General features: G+C 64.4%; 20 protein-coding genes. 11 read left to right on the top strand and 9 right to left on the bottom strand.

Going from position 1 to position 24590, the window contains the following annotated elements; all coding sequences use genetic code 11:
• Positions 1 to 152: 152 nt before the first annotated feature.
• The 3 genes from E0E00_RS09060 to E0E00_RS09050 all read right to left on the bottom strand — a co-directional run bounded on the left by E0E00_RS09060 (position 153) and on the right by E0E00_RS09050 (position 2118).
• Complete coding sequence (locus E0E00_RS09060; RefSeq protein WP_130812204.1) at positions 153 to 1127, bottom strand: P1 family peptidase; 975 nt, start codon at positions 1125 to 1127, stop codon at positions 153 to 155.
• Positions 1128 to 1159: 32 nt separating this feature from the next.
• Positions 1160 to 1804: a nucleoside triphosphate pyrophosphatase gene (locus tag E0E00_RS09055; protein WP_130812203.1), complete on the bottom strand. Its 645-nt coding sequence runs from the start codon at positions 1802 to 1804 to the stop codon at positions 1160 to 1162.
• Positions 1805 to 1932: 128 nt separating this feature from the next.
• The gene (locus E0E00_RS09050) at positions 1933 to 2118 is read right to left on the bottom strand and encodes a ferredoxin (protein ID WP_130812202.1); all 186 of its coding nucleotides are present in this window, start codon (positions 2116 to 2118) and stop codon (positions 1933 to 1935) included.
• A 497-nt stretch (positions 2119 to 2615) separates the two neighbouring features.
• On the opposite strand from E0E00_RS09050, the gene E0E00_RS09045 reads away from it, so the two are divergent.
• The 6 genes from E0E00_RS09045 to E0E00_RS09020 all read left to right on the top strand — a co-directional run bounded on the left by E0E00_RS09045 (position 2616) and on the right by E0E00_RS09020 (position 7879).
• Positions 2616 to 4094, top strand: a complete 1479-nt coding sequence (locus tag E0E00_RS09045; protein WP_130812201.1) for a UPF0236 family transposase-like protein — start codon at positions 2616 to 2618, stop codon at positions 4092 to 4094.
• Between the two features lie 160 nt (positions 4095 to 4254).
• Positions 4255 to 4695 carry a hypothetical protein gene (locus E0E00_RS09040; RefSeq protein WP_130812200.1) on the top strand — a complete coding sequence of 147 codons (441 nt, stop codon included), beginning with the start codon at positions 4255 to 4257 and terminating at the stop codon, positions 4693 to 4695.
• Between the two features lie 26 nt (positions 4696 to 4721).
• Positions 4722 to 5000, top strand: coding sequence for a hypothetical protein (locus E0E00_RS09035; RefSeq protein WP_130812199.1), 279 nt, complete (start codon positions 4722 to 4724; stop codon positions 4998 to 5000).
• A 9-nt stretch (positions 5001 to 5009) separates the two neighbouring features.
• Entirely contained in the window at positions 5010 to 5306 is a 297-nt protein-coding gene (locus E0E00_RS09030; RefSeq protein ID WP_130812198.1) for a hypothetical protein, read from the top strand.
• Between the two features lie 112 nt (positions 5307 to 5418).
• On the top strand, positions 5419 to 6228 hold the full coding sequence (locus E0E00_RS09025; RefSeq protein ID WP_130812197.1) for a hypothetical protein: 810 nt from the start codon (positions 5419 to 5421) through the stop codon (positions 6226 to 6228).
• A complete protein-coding gene (locus E0E00_RS09020) occupies positions 6221 to 7879 on the top strand; it encodes an Mbeg1-like protein (RefSeq protein WP_130812196.1) in 1659 nt (552 codons plus the stop codon). Before E0E00_RS09025 ends, E0E00_RS09020 begins: the two co-directional genes overlap by 8 nt.
• A gap of 35 nt (positions 7880 to 7914) precedes the next feature.
• Here E0E00_RS09020 and rlmD read toward each other — a convergent pair whose 3' ends face one another.
• Together rlmD and ppk1 are read right to left on the bottom strand one after the other, a co-directional pair.
• Complete coding sequence (rlmD, locus tag E0E00_RS09015) at positions 7915 to 9243, bottom strand: 23S rRNA (uracil(1939)-C(5))-methyltransferase RlmD (RefSeq protein WP_130812195.1); 1329 nt, start codon at positions 9241 to 9243, stop codon at positions 7915 to 7917.
• Positions 9244 to 9246: 3 nt separating this feature from the next.
• Positions 9247 to 11985: a polyphosphate kinase 1 gene (gene ppk1, locus E0E00_RS09010; RefSeq protein WP_130812194.1), complete on the bottom strand. Its 2739-nt coding sequence runs from the start codon at positions 11983 to 11985 to the stop codon at positions 9247 to 9249.
• Positions 11986 to 12131: 146 nt separating this feature from the next.
• Here ppk1 and E0E00_RS09005 point away from each other — a divergent pair, with 146 nt between their 5' ends.
• The 5 genes from E0E00_RS09005 (at position 12132) to E0E00_RS08985 (ending at position 18896) form a co-directional block, all read left to right on the top strand.
• Complete coding sequence (locus E0E00_RS09005) at positions 12132 to 13382, top strand: arginine deiminase (RefSeq protein WP_130812193.1); 1251 nt, start codon at positions 12132 to 12134, stop codon at positions 13380 to 13382.
• A gap of 104 nt (positions 13383 to 13486) precedes the next feature.
• Positions 13487 to 14482 carry an ornithine carbamoyltransferase gene (argF, locus tag E0E00_RS09000; RefSeq protein ID WP_130812192.1) on the top strand — a complete coding sequence of 332 codons (996 nt, stop codon included), beginning with the start codon at positions 13487 to 13489 and terminating at the stop codon, positions 14480 to 14482.
• Between the two features lie 1187 nt (positions 14483 to 15669).
• Positions 15670 to 17262 carry a helix-turn-helix transcriptional regulator gene (locus E0E00_RS08995; RefSeq protein ID WP_165443635.1) on the top strand — a complete coding sequence of 531 codons (1593 nt, stop codon included), beginning with the start codon at positions 15670 to 15672 and terminating at the stop codon, positions 17260 to 17262.
• Between the two features lie 326 nt (positions 17263 to 17588).
• Positions 17589 to 18425 carry an amidase domain-containing protein gene (locus E0E00_RS08990; protein ID WP_207302704.1) on the top strand — a complete coding sequence of 279 codons (837 nt, stop codon included), beginning with the start codon at positions 17589 to 17591 and terminating at the stop codon, positions 18423 to 18425.
• 30 nt (positions 18426 to 18455) lie between these two features.
• A complete protein-coding gene (locus E0E00_RS08985; protein ID WP_130812189.1) occupies positions 18456 to 18896 on the top strand; it encodes a hypothetical protein in 441 nt (146 codons plus the stop codon).
• A 599-nt stretch (positions 18897 to 19495) separates the two neighbouring features.
• Here E0E00_RS08985 and istB read toward each other — a convergent pair.
• From istB to E0E00_RS08965, 4 genes are all read right to left on the bottom strand, one after another.
• On the bottom strand, positions 19496 to 21580 hold the full coding sequence (istB, locus tag E0E00_RS15230) for an IS21-like element helper ATPase IstB (RefSeq protein ID WP_165443634.1): 2085 nt from the start codon (positions 21578 to 21580) through the stop codon (positions 19496 to 19498).
• Between the two features lie 109 nt (positions 21581 to 21689).
• Positions 21690 to 22469, bottom strand: coding sequence for an ATP-binding protein (locus E0E00_RS08975; protein ID WP_130812187.1), 780 nt, complete (start codon positions 22467 to 22469; stop codon positions 21690 to 21692).
• A 61-nt stretch (positions 22470 to 22530) separates the two neighbouring features.
• Positions 22531 to 23271: an ATP-binding protein gene (locus tag E0E00_RS08970; RefSeq protein WP_130812186.1), complete on the bottom strand. Its 741-nt coding sequence runs from the start codon at positions 23269 to 23271 to the stop codon at positions 22531 to 22533.
• On the bottom strand, positions 23193 to 24581 hold the full coding sequence (locus E0E00_RS08965; RefSeq protein ID WP_242622209.1) for an IS21 family transposase: 1389 nt from the start codon (positions 24579 to 24581) through the stop codon (positions 23193 to 23195). The genes E0E00_RS08970 and E0E00_RS08965 overlap by 79 nt, the downstream gene beginning before the upstream one ends.
• Between the last annotated feature and the right edge of the window lie 9 nt (positions 24582 to 24590).

Here is a 24590-nt window from a genome sequence, read left to right as displayed (position 1 = left end):
GAAGACCCTGGCATAGAGTGACACTTGTGCGTACGCACGATGTGGGCTTCTCGCCACATGGTCGCCTTGGGAGGCCCCAACTGTCAGAAAGCCTTACATCTGCGTACGCACGATGTGGCGTGGCTGCCAGCGGGGCAGCTGCGTCGTAGGAGTTATGCCAAATCGCGGGCAGCAGGGAGGCCGTATGCCCCAGTTGCGCTCCTGGCACCGTCTGCGATGGCACGCTCAAGGGCACGTGTGGCGAGAACTCCGACTAAATCTACCTGCGCCCCGATTTCGCCTGTGGCCATCACGAAAACCGTGTCCCCATCGTTGGTGGTATGCGTTGGCCTGATGGCGTGCGCGTAGGCGTCCGCTGCCATCTGGGCAACCTTTGTGGCCTGGGCCTTGGTGAGTCGCGCGTTGGTGACCACGCACGAGATGGTCGTGTTGGCCCTGCGGTCGAGGGGCATCTGCGCGGTAAGCGAGAGAAGCTCTTCATCGCTGCTCGCAAGGGCGGTGCCGTCTGTCGTGCGGATGCCGGCGATTGGAGTGCCGGTTGTGGGGTCAACCACGTCTCCACAGGCGTTCACAACGGCTACCGCGCCACAGACAAGTGCGCCCGCCACCTCGACGTCCTCCCCAAGCCCGCCCTTCATGGCACGCTCTGGCCCGCCGAGCTTGCCCACGGTGCAGCCCGTGCCGGCACCCACGTTGCCGCGTGCAAGGGGCTCTCCCGCATCCTCGAGTGCAAGGCGTGCAGCCCTCGCACCGTCTTCTGCCGTGGGTCGTACGTGTGGGTCTCCGCAAGCCAGGTCGAAGACGCAAGCGCCGGACACGATGGGCACTACGCCCACGCCCACGTCGAGGCCAATGCCGTGACGCTCCAGCTCCTCTGCGACGCCACAGGACGCTGCGAGGCCATATGCCGACCCACCCGAGAGCACTATGGCATTCAGTGTCTGGACAGTCTCCTCTGGCCTGAGAAGGTCTGTCTCACGCGTCGCGGGCGCTCCTCCACGCACGTCCACGGCGCCCGTCGCCCCCTTGGGACATACGATGACCGTGCAACCGGTTCCAGCCTTGGCGTTGGTCGCATGCGCAGTGAAGATTCCCGGAATCTGGGTGATGCTCTCGATGTGCTCCATGGGGGTTCCTCTCGTCCTGGAATGCGGGTCTGTCAGTGGTAATTGCGAATGTGCGATGTCTTGCCTTCTAGGCAGCTGGCGACAAGGCCGCTTCTTCCGAGAAGCGACTCGAGCTCCCGCACGACGCGGGCCACCGGCAGCCCCACGACGTTTGCCCAATCGCCCTTGATGTCGCTCACAAGGAGTCTGCCGCGTCCCTGAATGCCGTAGGCACCAGCTTTGTCCATGGGCTCGCCAGAGGCTATGTAGGCATCGATCTCATCGTCTGCGAGGGGAAAGAACGAGACGCGCGTGGTCTCGACAAAGGAGCGGCTGGCCAGCACCTGCGCATCATGGTCCAGGTGCATGAGGCAGACGCCCGTCGAGACGTGGTGCGCGCACCCCGAGAGCCCACGAAGCATCGTGCGTGCGGCCGTTTTGTCTTTGGGCTTTCCGAGGACGTCTCCGTCTTCGGTCCACACGATGGTGTCTGCGGCGAGAAGAACGTCTTCGGTAGCGGTACCTGCAAGGGAGACGCGAGTGGCCTCGGCCTTCTGGCGGGCCAGACGTTCTACAAGATGCGTTGGCGTCTCTGCGCACCGGCGGGCCTCGTCGATGTCTGCGGGCATGATGGCGAGCGAGAAACCCGCCGCCTCAAGGAGCTGACGCCTCCTGGGCGATTGAGATGCCAGGTACATGTGTTTCCAATCTCTGGATTCTGTTGTTCGTACCGTAGCATAAATGGGGCAAGGGCCGAGAGACACAAATCGAGGGGGCCGCTTCTGCGACCCCCTCGATTGCGCCGATGCCGTATGGGCCGTATAGGCTACTCGATGGTGATGGCGGAGACGGGGCAGTTGTCTGCCGCCTCCTGGGCGCCGTCCTCGGCGTCCTCGGGTACGTTACCCTCAATGGCGTGTGCTACGCCGTCGTCGCCAATGCTGAAGACGTCGGGGCAGGTACCCTCGCAAAGACCGCAGCCGATGCAATCCTCGTTGACAGAAGCCTTCATGTTGCGTTCCTCTCACTTGGCTGTTTATCCTTGGGCCCCTTACCCAAGGTCCTAATCTTTTTACACGTTTCCGTTGCGGTATGCAATGCAAATCCGTCTGCGGTAATAAAAGTCCCGTGAGCCAAGAAAGACCCTTTGAACTGCGGTTTATTCCTAGCTGAGCAGGGGGATTTACGAGTCGCTCGAGTGGTGCTTCTGGATAGGCAACTCGGTGAGCCTTCCCTTAAGGCTGCTGAGACCGGCACTTCCCGACGGCGTAATGTTTTTGTGGGTCCAGGCTGCGGAATGCCATCTGGAAAGAAGAGGCGGGTCCCTCTAACCTTCTGAGTTGCTGAGACAAGGAAGGGAAGGATCCGCCATATGGAGAAGGATACATCACTGGAGNNNGACGGCGTAATGTTTTTGTGGGTCCAGGCTGCGGAATGCCATCTGGAAAGAAGAGGCGGGTCCCTCTAACCTTCTGAGTTGCTGAGACAAGGAAGGGAAGGATCCGCCATATGGAGAAGGATACATCACTGGAGCGGCTGGCAGCTGCCATCTGCCCGATCGTGCTCGATGCGCTGAGGGGCCTCGCTGCCCATCCGGAGGACGGGGATGCCGCCTGGGAGATGGAGGGGAATGTGCTGTCCTCGATCATGGGGGCGGCAGCCGCTGCCTATGCGCAGGCCCTCGAGGAGATGGACAGGGAGCTCTGCGCCAGCCTGCCGGAAGGGATGCATGTCCACGACATCCGCACCCGCATGGTCGCGACGAGGCTCGGCGATGTCAGCTTCAGGCGCAGGCGCTGCACGGACCGTGCAGGCAACGTGGATGCCCCCCTCGACGCCCTCATGGGGCTCGCGCCCTCTGCAAGGATCTCGCCGGGGCTGGAGGCGGAGCTCGTCTGGCTCGCCGCGCAGGCATCCTACCAGCATGCAGCGGATGCCGCCGCATACACGGGCTCGTCCGCCGTCTCGAGGGATGCGGTCATGCGGTGCGTGCGCAGGGCAGGGCGCGCATGCGAGGCGGACGACCGCAGCCGGGAGCTGGAGCTCTGGCAGGACGGCGTGGTCCCGGAAGGCAGGATAAGCTCCGGGACCCTCTGCGTGGAGTCCGACGGCACCGTCGTCGCCCTCCAGCATGCAGGCGGCAGGAGGCACCTGGAGATAAAGGCGATGACCGCATACCGGGGCAAGGAGAGGCATGGGAGGAAGAACCTCAGGCTGGATCCCGTGAGCTTCGGATGCGCCGGCACGCCCGACGAGCTGTGGCGCCAGGGCATCGCTGCCGTGGGGAGCGTCTACAGGCTCGATGCGGTCGAGGAGGTCCACTCGGGCTTCGACGGGGCCTCGTGGTGCTCCGGCGGGCTCGGATGGCTCGGAGCCATCGGATGCGACGCCGTCGGGCATATGGACCCCTTCCACGTGAACAGGGCCGTCTCCGCCTGCTTCGGGCGGGAGCACGAGGAGGAGCGCCTCCAGGCGATGAGGCTCATATACGGAGGCGATGCGGAGGGGTGCGCAGGCCTCCTCGAGCGCATGGCCGGGGAGGGCACGGCGAAGGCGGACATCGCGCCGGGGGTCATCAGGTACCTGCGCTCGCATGCAGACCGCATCGGCGTCCCCGGCCCCTCGCTCGGCACGATGGAGAGCGAGAACCAGCATGTCTACAAGTCGAGGATGGCGGGCGTCCCCTGCGCATGGTCCATGCAGGGAGCGTCGGACATGGCGCGCATACGCTCGAGGCAGGCATCCGGGCGCCCCATACCGCATCTCTCACGCGACGAGCGCAGGGGGCCGAAGAGGCTCGAGAGGCGGAAGCGGAAGGAGATCGCCGCATATTCAGGAGGCCCTGCGGCAGGCGATGCGCTAGCATTCGAAGGCAAGGGCTACGAATATCCTGTCCGGGGCTCCGTCGAGATGCTCGGCGCCGAGGTCCGGTTCAGGTCGGAAGGCTGGCTCGGGATCCCGGAGGCTTGCCTGCCCACAAAAGACTGACGCCGTCGCACTTCCCTCATATAGGTGAACAGTTTCTTATGTACAATAACCTCAAGACGTCAGCTTATTGGATCCGTTCTGAATGAGGGGGCGTCCCATGCGAGTCAGAGGGTATTGCCGGCCATGACCTTGCCCCGCCTTCGCGACAAAGGAGGTCCCTATGCCCAGCCTTGCCATGCTGAACGGACAGCTGGATGCCTGCACGGGCCACATGGCGGAGCTCGAACGGAACATCGAGGACCTGTCGGAGTTCCGGCACGAGGTGTCGATGTCCTCGGGGTACTTCCAGGATCAGCTCTTTGATAGGATCTGCGTTGTCCAGCGGGCGGCGGAGGTTCCCGGAGTGCGCATTGGCCAGAAGTATGCCGAGCGCATGGGGGATCACCTGAGGTGTGAAATGGGCTGGAGGGTCTCGATGGTCTTCGATGACATCGAGGACAGGGTGCGGTCCATGCAATATCGCCTGGAGGACGAGCTCGAGCAGGAGCGCCTTCGGGCGTCATGGCTCCGGGACGAGATTCGCGCAGAGAGGGTGCGGGAGCGTGCAGAACAGGTAAGGCTCGAGGCGGAGGAGCAGGCCAGACGCAGGGCGATGCTCTGACGGTGTCGCAGAGGGGGTTGGTGAGCATGGATCTCAGGATTCTCGACAGCGAGGTCTCAGACAACGTGAAGAGGGTCATGCAGAGCGCGGCGGCCCTCGTGGAGATTGGCGAGCAGTACAACGCCATCCTGCGCGCCCTCGCCGTCGAGGGCATTGCCTCAGAGCGATTCGCTTCCGCGGTGGAGTCGGTGATTCCAATCGTCTCCGGAGCTGGTGCGGCCCTTGGGGAGTCCGTGTCGCAGCTGGCGCCGAGGGCCAATGACCTCATAGCCAACCTTGACGAGGATGACGCACTCTTGGACTAGGGGGATATGATGACTGGCTCCGGGCAGATATCAATAACGTCGGCAAGCATTGACGCCGCGATTGCTGGCCTCCGTCGGCTGGAGGCGAGGGCATCGGAGGTGGCGTGCGACGCCTGCGGGTTCGACTCGTCCACGGGTGCCGGGGTGGACGCCGTCGCTTCGGTTGGTGGCGCCGTGGGCGCCTATGCCGAGGCCCTGTCGTCGATGATCGGACGTACGGCCGATTTCGTGGCCAACGCCCGCGACGAGTTCCGGACGGCCGACGGGGCCGCCGCGGGGCTCGTCGGGCGCCTGGGGGGCGAGTAGGGTGGCGCGCCGGGGGCTGGCGGTCGCCGCCGCGCTGGCGGCGGCGCTTGCGCTGCCGGGCAGCGCCGGGCGCGCCGCGCTGCGTGGGGGCGGGGCCCAGGGGGGAGAGGGCGTGGGCGAGTGGAGGCCGGACGTGGAGAGCGACGAGGTCACCGAGAGGGACGTGGAGGTGGCGAGGCACCTATCGGCGCCCGACGAGGTCGTGGAGGGCCTCGAGCGGGCCCTCGCGGGCGGCGAGGACTGGATAGGGCTCGGCTACGACTTCGACTCCGCCTACCGCACCATCCGCCACGCCGAGTTCGCGGAGGACTACCTCGCCGCCCGCTACGGGGAGTCCTTCGCCTGCACCTACGCGGCGGTGCCGAGCGGCGTCCTCAAGGGGGAGACCGTCGCCACCCTCACCGTCACGACCGGCCCCGAGGCCGGCTCGGAGGTCAGGGCCAGCTTCTACGGCGAGGGAAGGGCCCCGCTTCAGTGGGAGGACGACTACCAGATAGTCCTCGTGCGCGACGAGTGGGACGCTGAGGTGGGGGCCTCGCTCGACGAGGCCTTCGGCGACCTGCCGGAGGGGGAGAGGGTTCTGAGGGAGACGATAACCGACTCCTATTACTATGGGGATCACCCCGGGGCCAGCTTCGATGTGGTCAGGTCGGAGGTCGGCGGCGCAATCGGGGCATACGTGTCGGCGGAGTCGGGCATCACCGAGGCGGAGCTCAGGGACCGCTTCGAGCTCCTCTGCTCGAGCCTCGCCGCCAAGGGGCTGGACGTCCACGTCTATGTTGCGAGAATCGGGGTGCCCACCGAAGGGGCAGCCTTCACCTTCGATTTCATCAGAGATCACGAGGATGACGAGGGGCTAGTGACATGGGAGTTTAGGCTCGACTCCACCCTCGGCTACGAGGGGGCGAGCGGGGATGTCTGAGGCGGAGGACCTCGCGGTGCTCAACACGCTCATCTACGAGGACGGCTTCATAAAGGCCTATGACGATTTGTCTGGGCAGAAGGGCACCGAGGCTCACTCGTCCGTAACGCTAGAAGACGTGCTAAACAAGACGCTCTCTGATCCGATGTACTATGGTGCCCATGACGAGTTCATCACCGATGAGCAGTACTGGAGCCTCGTCAATCACGCGGCCAGCACGGACTCAATCAGCAGCCTCACGGTGGTCGACCTCACCGTCTCGGGCACGACCATCCCTGACACCAACCTTCCCCAGACCAGTTACAACATGACGCTCGTGGGCGACGAGAAGATGTACGTCGTATTCAAGGGGACGAGTGACGGCGAGTGGACCGACAACATGCGGGGACTCTACCAGTCGGACACCCAAGCCCAGGTCGCGGCGAGCGAGTACGTGACCGCGATGGACTCCCGCTATGGCGGCGGGCGCATCGTCGTCGTGAGCGGCCACTCCAAGGGCGGGAACAAGGCGATGTACTCGGCCATCACCAACCCCGCCGTCGACGGATGCTACTCGTTCGACGGTCAGGGATTCGGGCCGCAGTTCCTCGGGAAGTACGCGCACGAGGTGGCGGAGCGCCGCGGCATCATACACGCGTACAACTACGAGGGCGACTTCGTGAGTGCCCTTCTCGAGCCCATTGCCGGGGAGACCCACTTCACCGAGCGGCACGAGGAGGGCGTGGTGCCCGTCCTGCTCTCGATTTTTCGCGGCGATGCCGCCTTCCTCCCGGAGAACCACGCACCGATATCGCTCTTCGCAGACACCAGGGATTTCTCGCTGGACGTGTCCGGCACGCCCAGCGACTACTGGCGCACCATCAACGGCTTCACCTCCTGGGTGGTCCACAACCTGCCCGCGCACCGGCAGGAGGCGGTCGCCGAGTTCCTTGGAGGGTGCGCGGACAATCCGGGAGACGTTGCCCGCATCATCGGGGAGGACCCGGAGGCCGTGGGGACGCTTGTGGCCTGCCTGGGCGGCTATCCCGGCTCGGCGCTCCTCCTACAGCAACTCCTCGGCACCGACCCCGACCTCGACGGGCTCGCGGACCTTCTCGTCGTTGGGGGCCTCAGCGTGCCCATCGCAGCCGACGTGTCCCTCGACACCCTCGTCTGGGCGCTCAAGGATGACCGCACGCGTGCGCTGGCCATCCAGTGGCTGCTCTCGTTCCTGGGGATAGAGGTCGACACCGTATGGCTTGCCAGGTTCGAGGCGGCGGCGAGGTCCACCCAGTCCGACGTCGAGCGCGGGGCTGCGGGCGCATCCACCGTCACCGTAAGGCGGGAGGAGCTGCGCGACTGGTCGGAGGGGCGCCTGCGTGAGCTCATGGCCATAGCTGACGAGGCCGACTGGGACCTGCAGTGCGACATCACCCAGTGGGATTCGCTCGGACGTGTGGAGGGGCTTCTCGGTGCCGATGCCTCGGGTTGGCAGGACGAGATCCACTCCTGCCTGAGGAGGCAGCTCTACGAGAACGACGCCCTCAAGTGCGGCATCTGGCAGGCGTTCCAGAGAGCCTCCGAGCACGATGCCCAGTTCGCCTCAGCCATAGGGGACATGCCCGGGGCCATTGCCGATGCTGCCGCGCAGCTCGACGGGATCCTGGCGTAGGCTGTATCGCTTGCCAGAAGAGGCTCGCCGAGCGCCTACCGCCGCATCCGCTTGAGAATCGTCACGTTCTCAACGTGGAAGGTCTGCGGGAAGAGGTCGACAGGCGTCACGCTCACAGGTTCAAAGACCCCCTCATCACGGAAGCGCGCGAGGTCACGGGCGAGTGTTGCCGGGTCGCATGAGACGTAGGCAATGGCGCGTGCCGGCTGGTCTGAGAGCATGGAGATCACGTCTGCGGCAAGTCCCGCCCGCGGCGGATCGACGACGATGATGTCCGCGTCGGCATCGGGAAACTCAATGCCCGCGTCGCCGCCGATGGGGTCGACGTTCGTGAGGTTTGCAGCGCTGAGGTTGCTTCGCAGGTCGCGTACGGCTGGGCCGTATGACTCGACGGCCGAGACAAAACCTGCCTTTCTGGCCAAGGGCAACGTGAACGTGCCGGCGCCGCAGTAGAGGTCCATGGCCTCGTCGTCCTCGGTGGGGGAGAGACCCTCCATAACCAGCGAGACGAGCTTGTCAGCACCCCTCGTGTTCACCTGGAAGAAGGACGGTGCCGAGACACGCATGGACTCGTTGCCAACAAGCTCGCCCCACGAGCCCTTGCCCGAGAGCCGCTCGATGCCCGCAATGCGACGAGCCTTGGCAGGTCCCTTCTGCATGACGCGCACGACAGAGGTCACCTTGGCGGCGCCCCCCAGCACCTTCGCTACCTGCGGGCGTGGGAAGGGGCCAGGTGAGCCCCATAGGGCCACCTCGAGCTCCTTGGTGCGGCGAGAGGCGCGCACGCCCACGCGCTCGAGCCCAAGGTCACGCGAGCCCGCAAGGAAGTTCATGGAACCCTGAACGGCCTTGACGACGCTCTTGAACTTCGAGTCGAGAAGCGGGCAGGAAGGGACCTTCACCACGCCAGCAGAACCCGCGGCGTGCATGCCCACAACGGTGCGCCCACGCTGATTCTCGACGGCAAGCTCGACCTTGTTGCGGTAGCCCCAAGGGTCACCCGGGGCAACGATGGGTGCCACCAGGGCGTCGGCTTCGTCAGGAGAGAAGTGCCCGAGGCGCACGAGGGAATCCACGACGCCTGCCCGCTTGGCCGTAAGCTGTGCCTCGTAGGAGAGGTGAGCCCAGGGACACCCCCCGCACACGCCTGCAAACGGGCAGAGGGGCGTCACTCGGTCGGGCGAGGCCTCAAGCACCTTGGTCACGTGAGCGCGCGAGAAGCGGGCCTCCTCGGCGTCCGTCTCGGCCTCAACGGTGTCTCCGGGAACTCCCCCCGTCACAAAGACGGTCTTGCCGTCAGCGTCGTGGGCTATGGCCTCAGGGCCATAGCCCATTCGCTCTATCTCTAGTGTTCTAGTCGTCATTCCCTAGCCCTCATCCATGGGTCCACCAAAGAGTATGCCAAAGCCCTTGCCAATAAGCGAGAATGCCGTGGACACGCGGCCGCGCTTTTTCTGTGGGACGGGCGCAGGCTCGTGCGCGCGTTGCGGTGCGGGCTTGGGTTTGGGCTGCTTCCGGACTTTTGGTGCAGCCTCGGCCTCGGATGCCCCCGCTGTGGGTCCCGAAGCGCCGGACCCCTCAACGGGTGTTGCGATGCCGGCATGGGCGTCCTTGTCGCCTGCCTCCTCTGTCACCTCGGCTACCTCGGCGCTCTCCGCGGCGGTGAGCACGCGCTCGGCAATCCGGGCTGCGCGCTCTTCCTCAAGCTGCTCGGCCTCCTCACGCATCTCCTCGCGCTCGGCGATGCGCATCGAGGCCTCAGGCGTGGGGTCGGTAGACGCAGCCAGCCTCTCGATGACGCGGGGGTAGTCGTAGCCACCCGTAGCGGGCAGTGAAGAGAGTGCCTGGGCAAGGCCGTGCGGGATCTTCTCGATGCGCGAGAAGGGCGTGAGCTTGTCTGCCTCGTGTTTGGCGCGCGCACGCACGCGGGCAAGGGCGAGCAGGACCTCCTGACTGTTGATGGCCGGCTCGTCCTTATCGCGGGGCACCTTCTCCCAGGTGCCCTCGGAGGTAAGCTGACGGGCCTTCACGCTATCAGCAAGCTGGAGGTTCACGAAAGTCGTGACCAGGGCGCGGCACGTGGGGTCAAGCACGGGATAGGCAATCTCGACGCGGCGCTCGGTGTTTCTCGTCATCATGTCAGCGCTGGAGAGATAGATCGTATCGGACTCGGCACCAAATGCGTAGACGCGGGCGTGCTCCAGGAAACGGCCCACGATCTGGCGTACGACGAGGCCATCGGTCTTGCCGGGGACGTTGGCACGGATGCAGCAGATGCCGCGCACGATCATGAGGACGTGCACGCCCGCCTCGCATGCCTCGGCAATCTTGTCGATGACGTCGCGGTCGGTGAGGGAGTTCATCTTGAGGAAGACCTGGGCGGGCTGACTGGCGCGGGCGCGCTCGATCTCTCGGTCGAGGCCGCGCATGACAAGCGGCTTGAGGCTCACCGGTGCAACGCCCAAGAGCTGGTAGGAGCCGCGGAGATTGCCCAGGGAGAGATTGCGGAAGAAGGTGTTTCCGTCGGTGCCGATAGTGGCGTTGGCGGTCATGAGCATGAAGTCCGAGTAGAGCCTGGCGGTCTTCTCGTTGAAGTTGCCCGTACCCAGGCAGGTGATGCGGCTGATGCCTGCGGCATCATGGTAGGTGATCTGGCAGATCTTCGAGTGGCACTTGAAGCCCTCGGAGCCGTAGATGACGGTACAGCCCGCGTCCTCGAGGCGCTCTGCCCAGGCGATGTTGTTCTCCTCGTCAAAGCGGGCACGCAGCTCCATGAGGACGGTCACGTCCTTGCCGGCCTCGGCTGCGGCAATGAGGCTCTCGCAGAGGTGACTGCTCTTGGCCACACGATACAGCGTGATCTTGATGGAGATGCATCGGTCGTCTGCAGACGCCTCGCGCACCAGGCGAAGGAGCGGAGACATGCCCTCGTACGGGTAGGTGAGAAGGACGTCGTGGTCTTCGACCTGCCCACGCATGGGAAGCCTGGGGTCGACCATGGGGGAGGGCTGGGGCTCGAAGGGCGGGAAGACCACGGCAGCGTGAGCCCAATCGGGAATCTTGTCCTCGAGGCCGTAGACGTAGCCCAGTCCAAGCGGCATGGACACACGAAAGACGCGGCGCTCCTCCAGGCTAAGCTCCTCTGTGATGAGCGTCTCCCACTTGCGACTAAGCTCTCCCGAGACCTCAAGCCGCACCGGCTGCAGGCGTTGGCGCAGCTTGAGGATCTTCTTCATGTGTTGACGGTAGTCCTCCTCCTCCTCGACGCCCTCGCCGTCGGGGTCGATGTCGGCATTGCGCGTGACGCGCAGCACGGCAGACTTCTTGGGTGCGTAGTCGCCAAAGCTGCGGTCGAGAAACGTGCGCATGACGTCTTCGATGAGGGTGTATCGGAAGGTGCGGGCGCTGGACGGGAGCGCAACTACGCGCTGCTCGGACGCGGGGACCTCAATGATGCCCAGGACACCGGCCTCGTCGGGGCCGTTGAGCGTGCATGCCACGAAGAGGCGGCCGTTCCTCAGGTTGGGGAAGGGATGGCGAGGGTCAACGATCATGGGGGAGATGATGGGTGCCAGATGCGCATCAAAGTACTTCGAGAGGGAGCTGCGGTCCTCTGGCGTGTAGGCGTCGGGCGAGACGCGCTGGAGGCCGTGCTCGGCAAGCTTGCCCTCGACGAGCGCAAGCGCTTCCTGCTGGCGGCTTACATCTGCAGGGAGCACGGCAAAGACGTCGTCGAGCTGCTCGGCGGGCGTCTTGTTCGATTTGTTGTCGCGTGGTTGGTTCTTGAGGGAGGCAAGGTCGGAGAGGCCACCGATGCGGATCATGAACCACTCATCGAGGTTCGACCCAAAGATGGCGCAGAACTTGAGTCTCTCGAAGAGAGGGACGGACTCGTCGAAGGCCTCGTCAAGCACGCGGCAGTCAAAGCGTAGCCAGCTCAGCTCACGGTTCTGTGTGTAGGAGAAGTCACGCTTACGGCGGGCACCCGTCCCGTCTTTCTCGGTGGCGTCGTCTGCGAACTCGGCCGCGGCCCTTTTGAGGGCCGTGTCTCGAGCGTCAGCCTTCTTGGTCGATGGCTGGGGTGCGGAACTCTGCGTATTGAACATTTCCATCCCTCCCCGTGCGCGGTGGCGCGCGAATGGGTTGATTGTTCTCGTCATGATTCTAGCAGGGCGGAAAAGGACGTTACCGCTTTCATGGGGTATCGTTTGTATGGCAGGGTCAAGCTTACGGGAGCATTACGGAGGGCGCGATGACGAGGGGCCTCAACATTGGCTCGGAGATAGGCGAGCTGCGCAAGGTCATGCTTCATAGGCCCGGTGACGAGCTTCTCAACCTCTCGCCGGATAACATCGGCCGGCTTCTTTTTGACGACATCCCGTTCCTTGAGACAGCCCAGGCCGAGCACGACCGCTTTGCTCAGATGCTTCGCGACGAGGGCGTTGAAGTGCTTTATCTGGACCAGCTGGTGGCAGAGGCCCTTACGGCGGACCCCTCTATCCGCGGGGAGTTCATCCGCGACTACGTTGCCGAGTGCGGCATTGACGGCCCCGGAGTGCGAGAGGCCGTGCGTCAGCGCCTGGAAGGCATTGGCAATCCGCTTGAACTGGTCAAAAAGGCAATCACTGGCGTGCGTTCCGACGAGGTTGACCTTTCCTCCGTGAAGGACGCATCGCTTGCAGACGTGATGGAGGCGGGTGGCGGAGAAGACAGCCCCATCCTCGTGGACCCCATTCCCAACGTTTACTTTACTCGAGATGCCTTTTCGGTCATTGGTGGTGGAGTGAGCCTCAACCGCATGCGCTCGGCCACGAGGCGCCGCGAGTCCCTCTTCGGGCGCTACCTCTTCACATGCCATCCCGAGTACAAGAACGTGCCCATCTGGTACGACCCCGCAAGCCCCTATCATATTGAGGGCGGCGACATCCTGGTGCTGAGTCCCTCCGTGGTTGGCGTGGGCATCTCCGAACGCACGCAGCCTGCCGCCATCGACCGGCTGGCGAGGCACCTCCTCTGGAGTGAGGACTCTCCGGTGAAGGCCGTCTATGCCTTCTCGATTCCCCACAAGCGCTCGTTCATGCACTTAGACACCGTATTTACGCAGGTAGACGTTGACACCTTCACGGTGCACCCCGGAATCTTGGGCACGCTCAAGGTCTTCTCGATTACACGGGGGCCACATGAGGGCGAGACGCGCATCTCGCAGATGGAGGGGACGCTCGATCAGGTGCTAGCCGGAGCCTTGGGGCTTCCTGCCGTGCGGCTCATCAAGTGCGGGGGGGACGACCCCATCGCCGCTGCCCGCGAGCAGTGGAACGATGGCTCCAACACGCTTGCGGTGCGTCCCGGGACCGTGATGGTCTACCAGCGAAATGCCGTCACCAACGACATCCTCTATCACGAAGGCGTGAACCTCCTCGAGATTCCGTCCGCCGAGCTCTCTCGTGGGCGGGGAGGTCCGCACTGCATGAGCATGGCGTTCTGGAGGGATGCCGTGAAGTAGGCGTGCGGTTGCTTCTTCTTGCCGGCGAGGGGTTAGACTGGTCCATGTTGTCCGTTCTGTGGACACCGCACCCCTTGTCCCGCTAAGGGAAGAAAGGACCGCCAATGGCCGTCAACCTCTCTGGACGCAACTTCCTCAAGCTGCTCGACTTTACTCCCGAGGAGATTCGCTACCTCCTCGACCTCTCTGCCGACCTCAAGGCCAAGAAGCACGCTCACGAGCCGCACCGCTACCTCGAGGGCAAGAACATCGTCCTGCTCTTCGAGAAGACCTCCACGCGCACGCGCTGCAGCTTCGAGGTTGCCGGTCACGACTTGGGCATGAACGTGACCTACCTCGACCCTGGCTCGAGCCAGATGGGCAAGAAGGAGTCCATCGAGGACACCGCGCGCGTCCTCGGCCGCATGTTCGACGGCATCGAGTACCGTGGCTACGCGCAGTCCATCGTCCAGACGCTTGCGGACTACGCGGGCGTCCCCGTGTGGAACGGCCTCACCACCGAGTTCCACCCCACGCAGATGCTCGCCGACGTCCTCACCATGCGCGAGGAGTTTGGCGCAGACCTTGCTGGCCGCAAGCTCACCTTTATGGGTGACGCAGGCAACAACGTGGGCAACTCCCTCATGGTCGTGTGCGCCAAGCTCGGCATCGACTTCTGCGCGTGCGGGCCGGAGAAGCAGATGCCCGCGCCCGAGCTTGTCGAGCAGTGCCGCGCCATCGCGGCCGGGAACGGCTCCGCGATCGCCCTCACCGAGGACGTGGACGAGGGTGCGTGCAACGCCTCCGTCATCTACACGGACATCTGGGTCTCGATGGGCGAGCCCGACAGCCTCTGGGCCGAGCGCATCGAGCTCCTTAAGCCCTACCAGGTCACTGCTGACGTGATGGCCAAGGCCGCCCCCGACGCCATCTTCATGCACTGCCTCCCCAGCTTCCACGACCGCCACACCACCATTGGCGAGGGCATCTACGAGAAGTTCGGCCTTCCCGAGATGGAGGTCGCCAACGAGGTCTTCGAGGGACCGCGCTCCCGCGTCTTCGACGAGGCCGAGAACCGCATGCACACGATAAAGGCCGTGATGTACGCGACGCTCAAGTAGGCGGACGTAATTCTGGGGGCGGGGGCTGGCTTTCCCTCTGAGGGCGAAGGACATCAAGCCCACGCCTTCTGGGAAAACACCGGCCCCGCCCTTGGCTTCAAGCGGCGTGCTTGAGCGTTGTGGCATGCAGCGGCGGTACCCTGGAAGAACAAACGGTTTGCGTTCGACCTCGTGAACTAAGGAGAGTATATCCTGGAAGTGCAGATGTTGCCTGCGGCAACCGTAGGTGCCGGTGCTCTATTACCCGATCGCAAAAAAGTAGCAACTATGTGAGCCATCCACGACGGTATCTATACCACACTTGGAAAAGTCTTCCGCAATAGAGTTATTTTCAAAATAGCTGTGGACGAATCTGGTGTGTCCCATGGTCGGTTGGAGGCGCTATGAGCTTTACAAGGGTTAGAGGCCGTGTGCCCGACATCTCACTTTTGACGCTTCTGCTTTGGACGCCGAATACCGTCCAACGCCTGTTTGCCCCAGAATTGCCTGTGAACGCCTATGCATACGCCGCTGCAGGATGCCTCCTGGGGTCGCTTATTCGGCAGTTCCTGTCGTACGGATTGCAGCAAAGAGTCGACTCTCTCCTGAGACGTATAAACGCTTTCCGAGTTGCTCTTGCCGGCCTGGTTTGGCAGGTTGTTCTCGTCGTGCTCCATGTAATGGGCGGGCAGAGAGGGTTTTTCGCGTTTTGGGTCGCGTGTCTTGCTGGTACTGCATTGTGTTCGCTTGCACTGTCTTGGGTCCTTCAAATGACGCGTGAACAGATTAACGGCTCAGATGGGAATTCCGCCAGTACGAACTGGCCATCTCGAGTCTCGGCAACCTTGGCTCTCGCACTGGGGCTACTCACCCAGCCCGCGTGGCTCGCTGGCGTATCTGCCGGGGGTGGACCCATCATTTTGGAGCTCACGCTCTCTGGCGTGGCCTCGTGTTGCGTTTCACTTCTCTTTGTGTTGCTCGCTGCTGATTCAGCGTTCGAGGGCACTGAGAATGGTACAGAGCACTTATTGGTCGCACGGCTTGCGTCCCTTGCCGCATGCGGCACGCTTTCATGGAACCTGTATACGAGAGTAGTGAACACGAGTGGGTTGGTTTCCCAGTCTGACTCGAGAGCCATTATTGTCGCGCTCGTGTCAACGACCTGCCTGGCTGCAATCCGTTCGCACCACGGCTGGTGTGGTTCCGGAGTGGGGGAGACGGACTCGAAGCCTATCGACTTCGCTTTTCCGGACTTGTCTGAGTTCGGCCTTACGGAGCGAGAGACGGAGGCGATAGGACACTTGCTCCGAGGAAGGACTTCCCAGGAGAGTGCAGAGCTGATCGGGATCAAACCGTCGACCGTCAGGGAGTACCTCCGGCGCGCGTATAGGAAGATTGGTGTCGAGGGGGCTGACCAGCTGAGGGAGCGCTATCATCTACAACTTGCAGTCCAGGGCATGAGCAGGGGCGTCGAGGAACGCGGGCCGGACAACAGCGTGGGGCCTGTCGCGGAGGCCCTCCTATTTGCTACGACCTTGTATCTGCTGCTTCCCGTGAACGCTCCCCATGGCGTCTGGGGTACCGGGCAGGATCGGCTTTTCGCCTTGGCCGCCGGCATGCTCGCTTCGCACACGTCTGTCCTGTGCAAGCGGAGCGATTGCCGTGGACCAGTGCGATACTCGGGGAATCTCCTCAACAGGCTTCCCCCGATCGCGGCGGCTATTGGGTCTCTCGTCTCTGATTTCATTCCCCATAGTACCTCAGTAATGTTTGCCTGCGATGCCGTGCTGGGGTTCTGCCTGTACCGTTGGTGGGTAGCAGCAGCCTCTCGAAGGGGTGCATTCAAGAGACGTCCCATTACTATGGCCTGCTCCGTGGTTGCCTTTATTTTGTGCGATCTTCTTCTGGCTGAGCTATCACTAGTTGTAGGTGTATGTCTTATATTGGCAACTTCTTTCACTATGCCGCTGCGGGACGACACTGAGGAAACCGCCGTCGGTGTTCAGCCGAGGGAATCGCTTTGCTTGTTCCTTATTGGCTGCGTTGTCGGAAGCGGTCTCGAGGAGGTGTGGCGCGGACTATACTGGTTCTCGTTCATGCCTGCTGCGCTTACGTTTTTTGCTCCTGTCTGCTTTTGCTGCATTCTCTCCCTCTTTGTAAGGTCATCCGAGCAGAGTGTGCCTTCGGTCGCGTTCTCGGTTTCAATCCTCACAGTTGCCTTCGTCATGCCGGATTTGGCACCGACGATTTTAGCCGCGCTCTCCCTCCTACTTCTCGTTGTGAGTTGTGGGGCGTATGTAGCGGGACCTTCGGGCTCACCAGTTCTTTGTGGTCTTTCGCTTGGGCTTGTGGGTGGCTGCGTGCTGTTCAATCGCGTTGCGACTACCTTCACCTATCACGTTGGTGTTCTTGGCGTGTATGGGACGCAGACGGGCTTCGAGCTTGTCTGCGTCTTCTTGTCAGCGCTGGTATTTGCGGCATCGGGCGTCTATGTTGGGAGAAGAATAGTCTGCTCTGGGCGGTTCGCCCGCGACAAGTTGCAGCAGCGTTCCATTTCCCTCAACGAAGTAGTGGTGCGCGATGTTCTTGCTGCCTATGACCTTACACCCCTCCAGATAGACACTGCATTGCTTCTTCTTCAGGGGAGGACCGTTAGGGAGATTAGCCAGGAGCTTGGCTATGCCCCGTCAACTATTAAGACGGCTCGGAGGGTCTGCCTCACTCGAGTGCAGGCCCCTGACATCCCCGCTCTCCGGCGGGAGATCCTGGCTGGGATACGGTGTAGTCAGGGCGATAGCTGATATTAGGTCCCTGCTGACTACAGACATGGTCTCCCAGCATGGCTATCCTCTGTGCCAACGCGCAATAGTGACTATGGTCCTAGGGGAGGTGACAAAGCTGGCGCGGTTGGGCGAGAGGTCATGAATAGAATGGGGGCATTATGCTAAGCAAACGATTCTGCAGAAGTAGTTGCGTAAAACTCGGCTCTCTTTTCATCATGCTCATGGTTTTGCTGCTATTGGGTACTACGCAAGCATATGCGGGTCAGGTATCAAGTAACGCAAGTGACCAGCCTCGTGTTGAAGTTACAATTAGCGCATTTGATCAGAGATATAAGCTCCTTGATGTGTATGAGGATAACGAGGCAGCTTTAACTGCGTTCACTAAGAAACATCCTGGCTTTTTGGCGGGGGCGAAGTCGTTCGGGTTGCCAGAGCTCACTGTAGAGACTGCCTCGGAATACAAAAGCTATGCCATGGGTCTTGATGGGGTAATTGCGGGTGACGAGTTCGGTGACATCCTTGCATTTCTCGATATCTACGAGAATCCTTCTGAGAATGAGTTCTTGAAGAATGAAATTCTCTCTCTCGAGTCAGCGGTTGACAAAGAGACAATATCTATTGATGAGGCGGAAAGTCAGGCAGAGAAAATCCTTCCTGTCGGGATAGAACAGAGAGAGACACCTGTTGCTCTGCGGAATTCGGGCATTAACCTTTCGAATGCTTGCAATTATGCATTCAAGTATGCAACTTCTTACAACTCCGATTATGGGTATGAAAGAACTTGGTATCTAGCCGGTGCTGACTGCACGAACTTCGCATCTCAGATTCTGCATGCAGGAGGCATCGGCATGGACTACTACAATGACATTGCGAGCGGTTGGTGGTGGAGATCAATCGGGAACCGCTCTCTCTCTTGGATTCAGGCCAACACGTTCGCTAACTATATGGGCAGTGGGTACAATTCGACAAGCTGGAACTCGCTAAAGAACAATGTTCGTGCCGGTGACTTTATAGGCTATGATAGTGGCGATGACGGTGCTGTTGACCACATTGGATTTGTTTACTCAAAATCCAGCACGCAAGGATTACGCATAGCCCAGCACTCGGCCGACTACTTGAGGTGGGAGGGCGAGACTGGCTGGCCAAACATCAATGGCCGTTATTATCGCATCCGACGGTAACGCGCGTTCAAAATGGACTGTGGTGTGATCATGAAAGAAACCAACAAAGCCTCGCGGTTTGCCAGGGTCGCATGTCCAATCCTTGTCCTGATTGAGCTGGTAACCGCTGCGCTCATGCCACACTACTATCCGAGCGAACTCTGCGAGGGGGTAATCCAGGTCTTTTTCTACGCGAGCCTGTTTGCTGTCCCGACCATATGCGTTGTGCTCGATGTCGTTGACCATGTAAGGCACCGCGACGTGGGCAGTAACTGTGCGGTTGTGCGCAGGGCTGTAGCCCAGCTTGCCTCCTGGCTTGCTCTCTATGCCTCCATGTATTGGGTTACCCCGCTATTGGAGGATTTCTATTTGAGCCGGGGTGAGTCTCTTGGGTTCCCAGATGTATGGCCCGTGCCCCAGATCTTTGTCATCTATGTGCTTCTCTACTCATGCGTGACGTACTGCATATTTGTGGGGATTCATAAACGTTAAGTCTGCTTGGTGGTTTGACGCATGAGCTCAAGCGATGCCCGCTTGAACGTGGGACGCTCAAGCGGGCAAAATTTGGGCTCTTCGTCACTTCTGGTGGGTAGCACCTCCCCGCGATGACGTGGCCGGCCCCCCCGAGCGGTAGGACATTGCCTTGCTGGGGAAGGCTGGACATCCACCCGGGAGGCGGCGATGGAGGCACAGGCCGGGATGCTGGCAGGGCTCTTCGAGAGGTCGATGGGGCTCGGGGCGGGATGGGAGGTCACGGGCGCCTGGTCCGAGGAGAAAGGGGACGCCCCCGACGGGCTCCGCGTACGCGTGGCGCACGTGAGGGGGCGGGCCGTGGGGTGCCCCGGGCGCGGGCGGAGGTGCGGGACCCACGACACGCGGGAGCGCGCCTGGCGCCGCCTCGGCATCTGGCGGTGCGAGACCGTCGTGCACCGCGCCGTGCCCAGGGCGGACTGCCCGGAGCGCGGCGTCCGCACCGTGTGTTTAGTCAAGCCTGACTTTCGGTTGTGTTTTGTCAAGACGATGTGAGCAGAATGGTCACTAATTTCTGAGCAGTTCGCTCACGCGTTCCGAGCATGCTTTCTGAGCACCCCTCACTGCATCAGCGCGTGCCTGACGCGGTAGGACTCGCCGCGGAACTGCAGGAGCCTCCCGTGGTGGACGACGCGGTCTATCACGGCCGCTGCCATCTGGTCGTCCCCGAAGACCGAGCCCCACCTGGAGAACTCGAGGTTGGTCGTGAACACGACCGACTGCGCCTCGTAGGCCTCGGAGACCACCTGGAAGAGCAGCCTGGCCCCGTCGGCGTCGAGCGGCAGGAAGCCTAGCTCGTCTATGACCAGGAGCTCGGCCCCGCCGAGCTGGGCGAGCTCGCGGTCGAGCCTTCCGTCGTCGCGGGCGCGGCGCAGGCGCATCACGAGCGAGGAGGCCGTGAAGAACCTGGCGGGCCGCGCCCGCTGGCAGGCGAGCGCGCAGAGCGCCTCCGCCATGTGCGTCTTGCCCGTGCCGACGTCGCCCATGAGCACGAGGTCCTCGCGGTCGTCGAGGAACGAGAGCGAGAGCAGGTCGTCCCTCCCGAAGCCGTCGGGCCGCTCGGCCTGCCCCCACTCGTAGCCGTCGAACGTCTTGGCCTGCGGCAGCGCGCAGCGCCCCGGCAGGTTCGCGCGCTTCGACGCCTCCCTGCTCGCGCACTCGGCCTCGAGGTAGCCCGCGAGGTGCTCGACCTGCCTGGGCGTGCCCCTCCGCGCCCACTCGGCGAGCACGGACTTCGTGAGCGAGCGCCTCCTGCCGGCGGCGATGCGCCTCGCGAGCATGTCGCAGGAGGCCTCGTCCGGCACCCTCCCGCCGGCGAACACGCGCTCCTCGGCCTCGCAGGCCGCGCCGAAGCCCGCGACGCCGGCGACCCTGCCGAGCACGCGGAGGGCCTGCCTCCTGTCGGCCTTGCCACAGCGGTCGATGGCCTCCACCAGGCCGTCCGGCATGTCCCGCCGGATCGTGGACTCCCCGAAGGCCCTGGGGCGGGCGACGAGGGCGGGTATCAGCGAGACCGGGTTCCCCGCCGTCTCGCCCTCGCCGAAGCTGCGGGCGAGCGTGGCCACGTGCCTGCCACGGTCGGCGAGCACCTCCACGGTGCGTGCGCGCACGCCCACCAGGAGCTCGCGGTCGTGCCATGCGGGGCCGGCGCAGTAGAGGTTGCCGTCCACGCGCACGTACCCGCGCTTGTCGGCGCGCGCATGCGCCCACCCGGCCGCGTCGAACGGCGTGCCCGGCAGTGCCAGCATGCCCGCGAGGTCCTCCGGAAGCGCCTTCGCGGTCTCCCTGCCCTCCCTGTTCCTCGCGCCGGCGTTGATGCGGTCACAGCCGGACGCGAGCCTCTCGCCGGGCTCGTCCAGCGAGTCCGCCTCGGGGACGGGGACGAGGAGGTTGCGGCGCAGGAAGCCGACTGCGTTCCCCACCGACCCCCTCTCGTTCCCGGAGTAGGGGTCGCGGTGGCGGCTCTCGCAGCGGTAGTGCGCCCGGAACTGGGAGAAGGGCTCGGACTCCGTGACCCTGCCGGACAGCATCCTGCCGGCCTCGGTGGCGTTGCCGGGCACGAGCAGGCGCGGCGCGCGCCCGATCCGCTCGAAGACGGCCCTCAGGCCCCGGCAGAAGACCTCGGCCCTCTCGCGCGGCAGGGCGACGCAGTAGCGGGCGTTGGAGTGCGGCAGGGTCGCCACCAGGGGCTTCAGGCCGACCGCGCGCCCCGCGACCGTCGCCCGGAAGTTCCCGAAGTCGACCTGCGCCGTGCCCGGCACCCACTCGAGCTCGAGGTGGCCGTCCCTCGGCCCCCGCGCGTGGTCGCCCCTCCAGGCGGCCACGTACCTCCTGACCGACGAGTACGAGCCCTCGTAGCCCATCTCGTCCACGGCCCTTTCGTAGACCCTCTTGGACGTGTGCCTCTGCTTGCCCGGCACGGGCGGGCCCGCCTCCAGGATCGCGTCGGTCCAGTGCGAGAGGCCGTCCGTGGCCGGGCGGGCCCTCCTTCGGGCCAGCGGGGGCTCGGGCGACATGTCGGGCTTGTCCGCGTACTTGGCGACAGTGTTCCTGCTGACCCCCAGCTCGCGGGCAATCCGCGACCTCGGCACCCCGTCCCGGTCCATCCTCCTGGCGTCCTCCTGCCCGTCTGGGGGCACGGTCATTTCCCCTTCCTTCCCGGGGCGGCACTCGCCAAAGTCGGCGCCCCGGGAGAACATAGGCCTGGCCGTGTCCCTGACGCACCGGGACACGGCCAGAATCTGACCAGACTGCTCAATTCTTCCCGACCACGGCGCTCAGTTTCCGATGGCCATTCGCGTCACTTCTTAGTGAACAACAACATTCGGTTTTCATCACGGATTCTTTCGGGTTCGCGCACGAAAGTTTTTCGGGTTTCGTCACGGGCCCGCCGGCACCTCCCTGCCTTCCCGACTTCCCGAGCATCAGGCTCTCCTCCAGCCTGTGGCTCGGGCCCCCGAACTCCACGAGCCTGCCGTGGTGCACGACGCGGTCGACGATCGCCGCCGCGAGCTTGTCGTCCGCGAAGACGGTGCCCCACCTGCCGGACTCGACGTTGGTGGCGGACATCACGCTCCTCCTCTCGCGGCCCTCGGGCGTCGCCTGGCAGGGCGGCCTCGCCCCGTCCACGTCGAAGGGCACGTAGCCGAACCCGCCCGGTACCAGGAGCCTCGCCTTGGCCACGTCGGCGAGCAGCCCGTCGGGCGTCCCCTCGCGCTTGGCCTTGCCCGGCCGCGGCGCCGGCCGGGCCGTCTGCCAGAACCCCGCGGGGTAGCCCGCGGACGTCGCGGCGATTCCGAGCGCGGTGGCGACGTGGGTCTTCCCCCTGCCCGTCGGGCCGTGGAAGGCGAGGCCCTCCGCGCGCTCCATGAAGGAGAGCGAGAGCATGTCCTCGCGGCCCCAGCCGTCCGGGAACGAGACGCTGGCCCAGTCGAGGCCGTCGAACGGCTTCGGCACGGGGAGCCTCGCCTGCCCGGGCAGGCGCTGCCTCTTCGCCCTGTCCCTGTGCACGAGCTCGGCCTCTGTTAGCGTCAATTAGGAAATCACCAATCCGCACAACTTTCAGGCGCCAATCGCGCCAATGTTCTTTCGCCGGTCAGGCAAGCGGACCATCGCCGCTTCCGGCGCCCCCGCGGGCTCGCGGCTGGGCCTCCTGCCCCATCACCTCCCTCGCCCTGTAGGACTTGCCCGTGATCTTGATCACGTGGCAGTGGTGGCAGGCCCGGTCCGCGATCGCCGAGGCGACGACCGGGTCGCCGGACACCCCCGCCCACGAGCCGATGCCCACGTTGGTCGTGATGATCGTCGAGCGCCTCTCGCAGCGCCTCGATACCAGCTGGAAGGACAGGTCCGCCCCCTCCTTGTCGATCCCCAGGTAGCCCAGCTCGTCGACGACGGGCGGCGACAGGTGCGAGCAGAAGCGCAGCCTGCGCCCCGGCGCCCCCTTCTCCGCGGCGTGCCCGAGGTCGCGCACGAGCCTCTGGCAGTCCACGAAGTAGGTGAGCTTCCTGGCGCCTATGGCCTCCACGCCCGGCGCGACGGCGATGTGCGCCTTGCCGGTCCCGGGGCTGCCGACGGGCACCACGTTCTCGTGCCTGTCGACGAGGCCGAGGGTCGCGAGGTTCTCCACGACCGGCCTGCCGGCCGAGGGCCGGAAGGAGGAGCCGAAGTCCCTGGGCGCCCTCGCGTAGGGGAAGCCCGCCTTCCGGATCCTGCCGTCGAGGTCGCGCTTGCGCACCAGCGCGAGCTGGGCGTCGGTCATCTCGAGCATCGCGTCGCCGAAGGACCTGGAGCCCGCCGCCACGAGGGAGGCGTAGTCGTCGAACGAGGAGGGCATCGCGTCGAGCCCCAGCCCCTCGAGGTTGTCCCTGACCCTCTCGGCGACGCCGGCCCCCGCGCCCGCGACTCGCCCCCGAGCCCGCCGAGCAGCTCGAGGTTGCCCCTGGCGGCCTCTGCGATGTCGCCGTCCATGGTGGCCCACCTCTTCCCGGCGAGGGCCTCGACGTAGTGGGCCTCGTCGCAGGCGATGGGCTGGCTGCCCGCCGCCGTGTCGTGCTCGGCGACGAGCCTGCCGCCGTCGCAGGCCAGCAGCTCGCCCCCGGGCAGCACGACCAGCCCCACCCTGTGGCCGATGCAGGACCTCGGGACCGAGGACTCGCGCCCCCTCGCCCCCACCGGCATCGTGGGGGGCACCACCTGCCAGGAGGGCTCGTCCGCCAGCGAACCGGGCGCGCACCTCGGGGGCGCCGGCCCGAGCAGGTCCTTCTCCCTTCGGAAGGGCGGCTCGGGCGGGAGCCCCGTCGTCCGGTTGGGCCCCTCGTTCGAGCGGGCCCGTATGCGCGCGATCGCGCGGTCGAGCCCGTCCCAGCCCGAGAAGTCCCCCCCGTAGGCCGCCAGGCGCCCCAGGAAGCGGTTCGAGGACTCGTCCCTGCCCTTCGTCTCGGGCGAGCGCGGCCTGCAGGGCACGAGGTCGAAGCCGGCGTCCCTCGCGAAGGCGAGCACGCGCCTGTCCCTGGCCCTCGTCCCGTCCGCGCCGAAGGTCGCGATGGCCGACATGTCGTCGGCGGGCCACTGCGCCGGGACCCCTCCCAGGAACGCGATGCTGTCGGCCATGCACCTGAGGAGCGTGTCGCGCGTCCTGCCCATCGCCCCCTCGAAGAAGTGGCAGCGCGAGTAGCCGGGCGTGGACGTGCACGCGTTGAAGCTGCACTCGGCCCCGTCCGCGTCGTGCATGGTGACGTCCCCCTTCCAGTCGAGCTGGAGCTGCGCCCCGGGAGGCGTCTCGAACCTGGGGTGGGGCTCGGCGGGGGCCCTCCCGGGGACTATCCCGCGCGTCCTGGGGTGGTGGGCGGAGCCGCTGTGGCCGGGCAGCCTGGGCTCGCCCTCGCCGCGCCGGTCGAGCGGCAGCCCGTAGATGCCCCTGGCCGTCACCCCGGGCAGCGCCGCCTTCTCCTCGATCAGCCCCCTCACGCCGTCGAACCCGCTCCGCCTGCCGGCGCGCCCGTCCTCCGGCGCGCTCCCGTCGGCAGCCCAGTACTTCGCGACCGTGTGCCTGTCGACGCCGTGCCTCCTCGCTGTGTCCGAGAAGTTCGGCTTGATGCCGGCTTCCTTGTCCATGTCGGGCCCTCCGATCATGTTCCCGTCCATGCCAGCCTC

The sequence above is a fragment of the Olsenella sp. Marseille-P4559 genome (assembly GCF_900605015.1).
GTDB lineage: Bacteria > Actinomycetota > Coriobacteriia > Coriobacteriales > Atopobiaceae > Tractidigestivibacter.
This window is presented reverse-complemented; position numbering and strand designations above follow the sequence as displayed.

Coding starts and splice junctions, on each gene's coding strand:
- E0E00_RS09060 (WP_130812204.1), bottom strand. CDS start 1,127: ATGGAGCACATCGAGAGCATCACCCAGATTCCGGGAATCTTCACTGCG.
- E0E00_RS09055 (WP_130812203.1), bottom strand. CDS start 1,804: ATGTACCTGGCATCTCAATCGCCCAGGAGGCGTCAGCTCCTTGAGGCG.
- E0E00_RS09050 (WP_130812202.1), bottom strand. CDS start 2,118: ATGAAGGCTTCTGTCAACGAGGATTGCATCGGCTGCGGTCTTTGCGAG.
- E0E00_RS09045 (WP_130812201.1), top strand. CDS start 2,616: ATGGAGAAGGATACATCACTGGAGCGGCTGGCAGCTGCCATCTGCCCG.
- E0E00_RS09040 (WP_130812200.1), top strand. CDS start 4,255: ATGCCCAGCCTTGCCATGCTGAACGGACAGCTGGATGCCTGCACGGGC.
- E0E00_RS09035 (WP_130812199.1), top strand. CDS start 4,722: ATGGATCTCAGGATTCTCGACAGCGAGGTCTCAGACAACGTGAAGAGG.
- E0E00_RS09030 (WP_130812198.1), top strand. CDS start 5,010: ATGACTGGCTCCGGGCAGATATCAATAACGTCGGCAAGCATTGACGCC.
- E0E00_RS09020 (WP_130812196.1), top strand. CDS start 6,221: ATGTCTGAGGCGGAGGACCTCGCGGTGCTCAACACGCTCATCTACGAG.
- rlmD (WP_130812195.1), bottom strand. CDS start 9,243: ATGACGACTAGAACACTAGAGATAGAGCGAATGGGCTATGGCCCTGAG.
- ppk1 (WP_130812194.1), bottom strand. CDS start 11,985: ATGTTCAATACGCAGAGTTCCGCACCCCAGCCATCGACCAAGAAGGCT.
- E0E00_RS09005 (WP_130812193.1), top strand. CDS start 12,132: ATGACGAGGGGCCTCAACATTGGCTCGGAGATAGGCGAGCTGCGCAAG.
- argF (WP_130812192.1), top strand. CDS start 13,487: ATGGCCGTCAACCTCTCTGGACGCAACTTCCTCAAGCTGCTCGACTTT.
- E0E00_RS08985 (WP_130812189.1), top strand. CDS start 18,456: ATGAAAGAAACCAACAAAGCCTCGCGGTTTGCCAGGGTCGCATGTCCA.
- istB (WP_165443634.1), bottom strand. CDS start 21,580: ATGACCGTGCCCCCAGACGGGCAGGAGGACGCCAGGAGGATGGACCGG.
- E0E00_RS08970 (WP_130812186.1), bottom strand. CDS start 23,271: ATGCCCTCCTCGTTCGACGACTACGCCTCCCTCGTGGCGGCGGGCTCC.
- E0E00_RS08965 (WP_242622209.1), bottom strand. CDS start 24,581: ATGGACGGGAACATGATCGGAGGGCCCGACATGGACAAGGAAGCCGGC.